The 6,955-nt window shown below is 59.3% G+C and carries 3 protein-coding genes; 2 read left to right on the top strand and 1 reads right to left on the bottom strand.

Features of this window, described 5'->3' with window-relative positions; translation table 11 throughout:
* Positions 1–659: 659 nt before the first annotated feature.
* A complete protein-coding gene (locus AC1DVN_RS29955; protein ID WP_477848222.1) occupies positions 660–1,022 on the bottom strand; it encodes a MerR family transcriptional regulator in 363 nt (120 codons plus the stop codon).
* Between the two features lie 75 nt (positions 1,023–1,097).
* On the opposite strand from AC1DVN_RS29955, the gene AC1DVN_RS29950 reads away from it, so the two are divergent.
* Together AC1DVN_RS29950 and AC1DVN_RS29945 are read left to right on the top strand one after the other, a co-directional pair.
* Positions 1,098–2,318 (top strand): MFS transporter, encoded by a 1,221-nt coding sequence (locus tag AC1DVN_RS29950; RefSeq protein ID WP_477848220.1) that lies wholly within the window; start codon positions 1,098–1,100, stop codon positions 2,316–2,318.
* Positions 2,319–3,071: 753 nt separating this feature from the next.
* Positions 3,072–6,728 (top strand): YobI family P-loop NTPase, encoded by a 3,657-nt coding sequence (locus tag AC1DVN_RS29945; RefSeq protein WP_477848218.1) that lies wholly within the window; start codon positions 3,072–3,074, stop codon positions 6,726–6,728.
* Positions 6,729–6,955 lie beyond the last annotated feature (227 nt).

Genomic DNA, 6,955 nt, shown 5'->3' with positions numbered 1-6,955 from the left:
CTCCTCGCCAGGGAGCCGCTGCGCAGCTCGCAGTGGGTCGAGTACCGTTGCCGCCGATCGAGTCGCTTCGCTCCTCTGAATTCCGAATCTTGGTTCTCAGCAATCGAATTCAACGCAGCGCCTGAACCGGTACCCGACACCCGAACGAGGCCGGGGAGGAGGGGAAGGGTCACGAAAAGCGCCCCGTCTCGCGTCCACTGCCTCGTCATCATCATGCTCCCAATCATACACCCCCACCCACCAAACCGCAAAACAACCCGAAAACACGAAACACCGAAATCCTCACCACTGCACCAACATTCGACGTTGACGAGAACACCACCGTGCACAACCCACGAAAACAACTCAACACCAAAACAATACCGAAAAGTACTGACACACAACAACATTCAAAACCGCCCAAAACGGGCCCTCACAACACCCCTCACGACCGGCACCACTCCCCCACACCACCGAACCCGAACACCCCGCCGCCGGCACCCAAACCGCGCGCCGGGTTCACCTCCGACCAATCCTTCACGTTTTCGAGAGCGCACGTACCCGGCCCCATTCGGTATTCAGTGCTTGGGTCAACCGGACCAGTGAGACGGAATCCATCGACGAAAGCTACCACCCCCTGACCTGCTCGTCCTTGGGCATTCTTCGCGAATGTCGTCCCTTTACGCGAGGGCCTTGACGGCCTCCAGATAGTCGTCAATCGCGTCACGGTTGCGGGTCAGAAACTCGATACGATCGCTCATTCGGTCGCGCTCCTGTTCCAGAGTGCTCAGCATCTCGGGGGTTGCATCGACGAAGTGGATGGTACGGGGCTTGTCCAGACACGGCATGATCTGCTTGATGATTCGAGTCGGCAAGCCGGAGTCGAGCAGACCCCGGATCTGAACGACTCGGTCGACCAGATAGTCGTCGTACTCCCGGTACCCATTCGCCATACGGCGCGGCACGATCAAACCTTCGTCTTCGTAGTAACGCAACGCTCGCGCAGACGTGTCCGTCAGCTTCGCGAGTTCTCCGATCCTCATGCGACGCACCTCACTTGCCGTTCCGCGGCCTTGAGCTTGACCTTGACACTAACGTCAACCATGGACGATAAGGTTATGACTCAAGTACAGCACATCTCGCAGCGTGCATCCCGACCCGAGCGTCTACCGCTAGCCGGCCTGATGGCACTGGGCGCAGCCGGGTTCATCACGATCATGACGGAGGCACTGCCTGCCGGAATCCTGCCCGCGATGAGCGGCGACCTCGGCGTCACCGAATCCGCAGCCGGGCAGACGGTGACCGTCTACGCAATCGGCTCCGCCCTCGCGGCAGTACCACTCACCGCGGCAACCATCGGCTGGGCCCGCCGCCGTCTGCTCCTGCTCGCGATCGCGGGGTTCGCCGTCGCGAACACGATCACCGCCCTCTCCGACAACTACGCACTTACCCTTCTCGCACGGTTCGCCGCCGGGATCGTCGCGGGACTTCTCTGGGCACTGATGGCCGGATACGCCCGCCGCATGGTCGCGCCGCACCAGCGAGGAAAGGCGATGGCGATCGCGATGGCCGGCACCCCAATCGCGCTGTCGATCGGCGTGCCCGCAGGCACGTTCCTCGCCAACCTGGTGGGCTGGCGCTACACGTTCGGGATCATGACACTGCTCACCCTGATTCTGATCGGCTGGGTACTCGCGACAGTGCCGGAATTCCCCGGCCAAGCCAAAGACGCGCGCCTGCCCCTGCGCCGCACCCTCGCGATCCCCGGCGTCGGCGCAGTGCTGTTCGTGACACTCGCCTTCGTCCTCGCCCACAACATTCTCTACACCTACATCGCCCCCTACCTAGCGCCACTCGGTCTCGCCGATCGCGTCGACGCGGTGCTGCTCACCTTCGGCGTCGTTTCCCTGTTGAGCATCTGGTTCACCGGTGTCCTTGTAGACCGCCACCTGCGTCCGCTGATGGTCGCGAGCTGCGCCCTGTTCGCCGTCGCTGCAACCGCACTGGGACTCTTCGCCGCCGTACCGTCCCTGGTGTTCGCCGCCGCCGCGGTGTGGGGGCTCGCGTTCGGCGGCGCGGCGACCCTGCTCCAGACCGCTTCCGCCGAGGCCGCCGGGGAGGCGGGTGATGTCGCGCAGTCGCTGGTGGTCACCTGCTGGAACATCGGCATCGCCGGAGGCGGAATCGCAGGTGGTCTCCTCCTGAGCGGCGTCGGCCCGGCCTCGCTGCCCTGGGCTGCTCTTATCCTCCTGATCCCCTCCCTCATCGTCACCGTCGCCGCGCACCGACACGGATTCCCCGGACACCAACACCGCCGCGACAGCGCCACCGCCGTATGAAACAAGGATGCGACACCCGACGACAGCGAACACCGAAGCCAAGCGGTCGAACACCACCATCACCACACGCTGGTCGTAGGACGGTGCATAAGTACACGAAGAGACGACAACCGGCAGCCACACCCTCGACGCACTCGCCAAATCGCAAAATATCAAGAAGACTAGGAAATCCGAAAGTCTCATCGCTACAACAACATCCAACATTGGAGAACAAAGTGTCGCGCACAACACGCGAAGCCAAATCCACGCAACCGAATAACGAAATATACTGATAGACAACATGATTCAAAACAACCTGAAAACGGTCCTCACAACACCCCGCCCGATGCGCCACCACTCCCCCACACCACCGAACCCGAACACCCTGCCGGCTTCCGCCGGAACCTAAACCCGCCGGCGCCCCAACAACCACCCCGGGGACGTGTCATCACCGCAGGTCAACGCCACAGAATTTCGCTCGCACCACCCGGCACCATTGCCCGCTCAACGTGAACGTGAAACCCGCCGCTCCCCACACGCCAACACCGCCACCAACCCCACAATCACAACGGTCTCCACCCACACAAGCCACGACGGCACAAACCGATCAGAGAACACCACCAAGGCGCAGGTAACCAGCGCGTGAAAACACACCACCAAAACAACACGAAGCACCCCGCAGCCACACGCGAGCAGAACACTCCATTACCCCGAGCAACCCCATTGAAGGACCACCACCGACGCAAGGCCGATCACCTCCATAGGATCTGGCTCATGCCCCCATCGCCCGCACCAGTATCTGACGTACCAACTCTTCGCAGTCTCGGACCGACATATGAAGAGGACCTGCACGGGCGCCACGCGGCGGTACTTCTCACGGTTCTGACCGACAAGACCGCGAATCCTGCTAAGAACATCGCTCTGGCAGGGCATTACGGCAGCGGAAAGAGCAGCGTCATCCTCGGTGTCCAAGCAGCTATGGATAAGCAGAAGATCAACTGGGTGAATCTGTCATTGTCGAGCCTTGGCATCGACGACGCGACCAATGTGCGAATTCAACACGATGGGGCGCCCGCACCTCTGACAAATCTCATCCAAAAGGAAATTGTCAAGCAACTCCTGTACCGCAAAGCTCCGGCAGACATGCCGGGATCAAGATACTCACGTATCGATGCCTTTAAACCCTGGCCCGCTGCCGGCTGGGGCGTTATCACCGCTGTGGGGGTCTTCATAATCGCCGTCCTACTCGGACTGGTCAATCGCGTCGTGGACATGGGCCCTCAAGGCATCGTCACGAGCCGCGGATGGGTGCCCTGGGCAATCGTTGCCACGTTAAGCGCGTTCGTAGGCTCCGTGTGGTTCTTCGGCCTAAGAGCGATGCAAAGCAGGACAGGAGTGGAGAGCGTTTCCGCGGGTGGCGCCGCTGTGACACTAAAAGCAAAAGAGAACTCCTACTTCGACGAGTACCTCGACGAGATCGTGTATTTCTTCCAGAAGACCAAAACTAGGGTCGCGGTCTTTGAGGATTTGGACCGTTTCAAGGATCCGCACATCTTCGAAACTCTTCGCGAGTTGAACACTGTCTTAAACAACTCCGAGCAGATCGAGTCACGCCCAATCCGGTTTGTCTACGCCGTACGTGACAGCATCTTCGACCAACTGGAATCCAGCGAGAGCAACACGGACACCCCGGACGCGCCTCGTCGAGCGTCAGCACTCGAGTCCGTCCCATCTGCGAACAGAACCAAATTCTTCGATCTGGTCGTCCCGATGGTCCCGTTCATCACCCACCGCTCAGCACGAGATCTGCTCGAGGCCGAGTTCGCCGAGGCTCCCCGCAAGCCCTCGGCCGAACTGATGAACCTGGTCGGTGCGCATCTGACCGACATGCGCCTAATTCGGAACATTCGGAACGAGTTCGAAATGTACCGAACCACAGTCCTGGGAGAGAAGGGACTCGAGGGACTTACCGTAGACCGACTTTTCGCCATGATGGTCTACAAAAACTTGAACTTGAATGACTTCGAAGCCATCCGGCTCGGAACCAGCAACATTGACGGCGCCCATGCAGCCTTCCGCGACATGGTCAAATATCAATCCGAATACCAGGCAGCGCGCAGCAAACAAGCACTAGACCAGATCGCTTCGAACGCGCCGCTGGCCGAGCGCGCGAGAGTCGCCGGCGAACGACTCCAAACGGTGATTTCACTCATGTTTCAGGCAATGTGGGGCAGAGGTGTACCGGTCATTCACCTCCAGACACAAGCCTTCGCACTCGCGGATCTGACTTCCGTCGACTTCTGGAAATCTCTGTACGAGGTCCGCTTAGAGGTGCAGGTCACGCGGCCGGGGTACAGCAACAGAATCGACTTGTCATTCGAGAACCTGACCACACTGGTCGGTGAGCCTGCTACCGGATTGAAAGATGCTATCGATGCCGATGTGACACAACTTCGACGCAAATCCCGAAACGCGCTGGCGATCAAGGAATACGTTGCAAAGGCCACCATGTCCGAAGTCATGGCCCGAACAGACCTCGTGATGCCCACGGGCAGCGGGTACTCCAATCTCGGCGACATCGTCAGCGAGCTAGTGTCACCGCTAGCCCACGAATTGCTCGGTAAGGGTTATATCGACGAAAATTTCACTCTGTACTGCTCGGATTATCACGGTATCGCGATCAGCGTCAGCGCCATGAACTTCGTCCTGCATTGTGTCCAGGCAGATCGCGCAGATCACCGCTTTCGATTCGACGGACCAGACTCCATCGATGCGGTCGAAAAGGAGATGGGCACGCGCTTCCTCGATGGCGAGAGCGTATTCAATCTGCAGGTCTTCGATCACTACCTACCCGAGCGCCCCCAACTCCTCGACAAGGCACTCGACAAGCTCATCGTGCGAGCCGAATCTGACTCCTCGTTCATCGACGCCTATCTGATGGACGGCGCAGCTAAAGAACAATTGGTTGGCATCCTCGCCTCCCGGTGGGCCAACATGTTCGTCCACCTGATCGAGACGGCTCCGGGCGCCCCCGAATCAGTTGTTGCTCTCGTCGATGCTTCGGTTCGAAACGCTTCGAAGGAGATCGACTACGAATCGTCTGATCGCGTGGCCGCATTTGTCTCGGAGCACTACGCCCAGATGCAGACGTTTGTCGGAATCGCCGAAAGCTCCGTGGCCGCAGATACAGCACTCCTGGTCAGGCGACTCGGCGCACAGATCAGCGATCTGCGTCCGCTGGGAGATTCGCAGCGCGCAGCTGTGGTCGCCGCCAGCTTGTACCCGGTAACGCACACAAACCTGTTCGCAGCACTCGGTGAAGCGTCGGGGCTGGCACTCGACGTAATAAAGGCAGCCAACGACAACGTCTACGAGCATGTCCTGGCGAACCTGGACGACTACCTTGACGCCCTCAGCGCCGACGAGGACACCATCGACTCCTCCGACAAATTTGTAGAGGTACTCGATGACGTGGTCAATGCCGGTCAAGCGACCACCCTTCGCTCAGTCGTAGAGCGTGCGTCGGAATCGTGCGTGGTAACCAACCTGGAAACGCTCAACGAAACAGCCTGGCCCCCAGTGGTATCCGCGGGCCGATTCGCGCCGACCGTCTCGAACGTAAATCAGTACGTCGAAAACTTGGGCTTCAGCAGTGATTTAGCCGAGAAATTGAACATTCGCGACCTCACCGCCGCCGAAGAGGTAGACGACGAACCCCGGTTCGATCTAGCGTATGTCCTAGCCAATTCCGACAAACTGAATCAGGGCTCGGCCATCCGATTGATTGGGCAGCTCGAACTCCCCGGCAAGCTCGATCCCGAACGTCTGACAGATGCAGGGCTGAAGGCCATTCCGGCGCTACTGGCCACCGACTTGATACCTGACACAGCGCAAACGTACGCATGTGTCAGTGAGAGCCCTTTCCCGCTCAAAGAGGACTACTTCGCGGCGTCGAAAGTCCTTGCGTCCTACATATGCGAACTACCACTGTCGAGCTCCGACTTGCCTCAGGTGATGCGCAGTCGACGCGTCCCCGCGGCGGTCAAACGCGTGATCGTCGACGACGTGGACTTCGTCCGCGGCAGGCTGACCAAACAAGGCGCGATCGAAATCTGCAAATGGGCTGACAAGGGCAACACTATTTCCTCCCGAATGCTGGTTGAAATCAGTCGATCTGGTGCTCCAGCTGAGCATATTCTGCCTCTGTTGGAACCCCACCTGCCCGACATCGAGCTTGAGATCCTCGACCAGATCCTTTCGGCCCTCGGCGACGAGTACGAACCCCTCACACGGACGGGGCATCACCGGCCAAAGTTGAAAGACTATGACGGAACCAGGGCACTACTCACAGAACTGACTCGACGCGAGCGAGTCAGTTCGTTCAACCCAGTTCCTCTATTTGGTGGCCTCCGAGTGAACATGCGCCATTGAAACCAACAAAGCATGCCTCAAACTAAAAGATAATTCATGACTTTCAGCAATCCGGCATCGGTCGAGGCCGCGCACGAGAGAACCCCGCCTTTCCCCACCTGACCGGTTCCAGGCTAACCATCCCGAAAAGCACCACGATCGTTGACTTCTCGGATACAAAGTAGTCATTCCTTAACGCGCCCCATCGCGGGCGCAAAGGACGAGAGGGCCTGGACATGACGAACGGC

The sequence above is a fragment of the Rhodococcus sp. P4_E4 genome, assembly GCF_056401575.1.
This window is presented reverse-complemented; position numbering and strand designations above follow the sequence as displayed.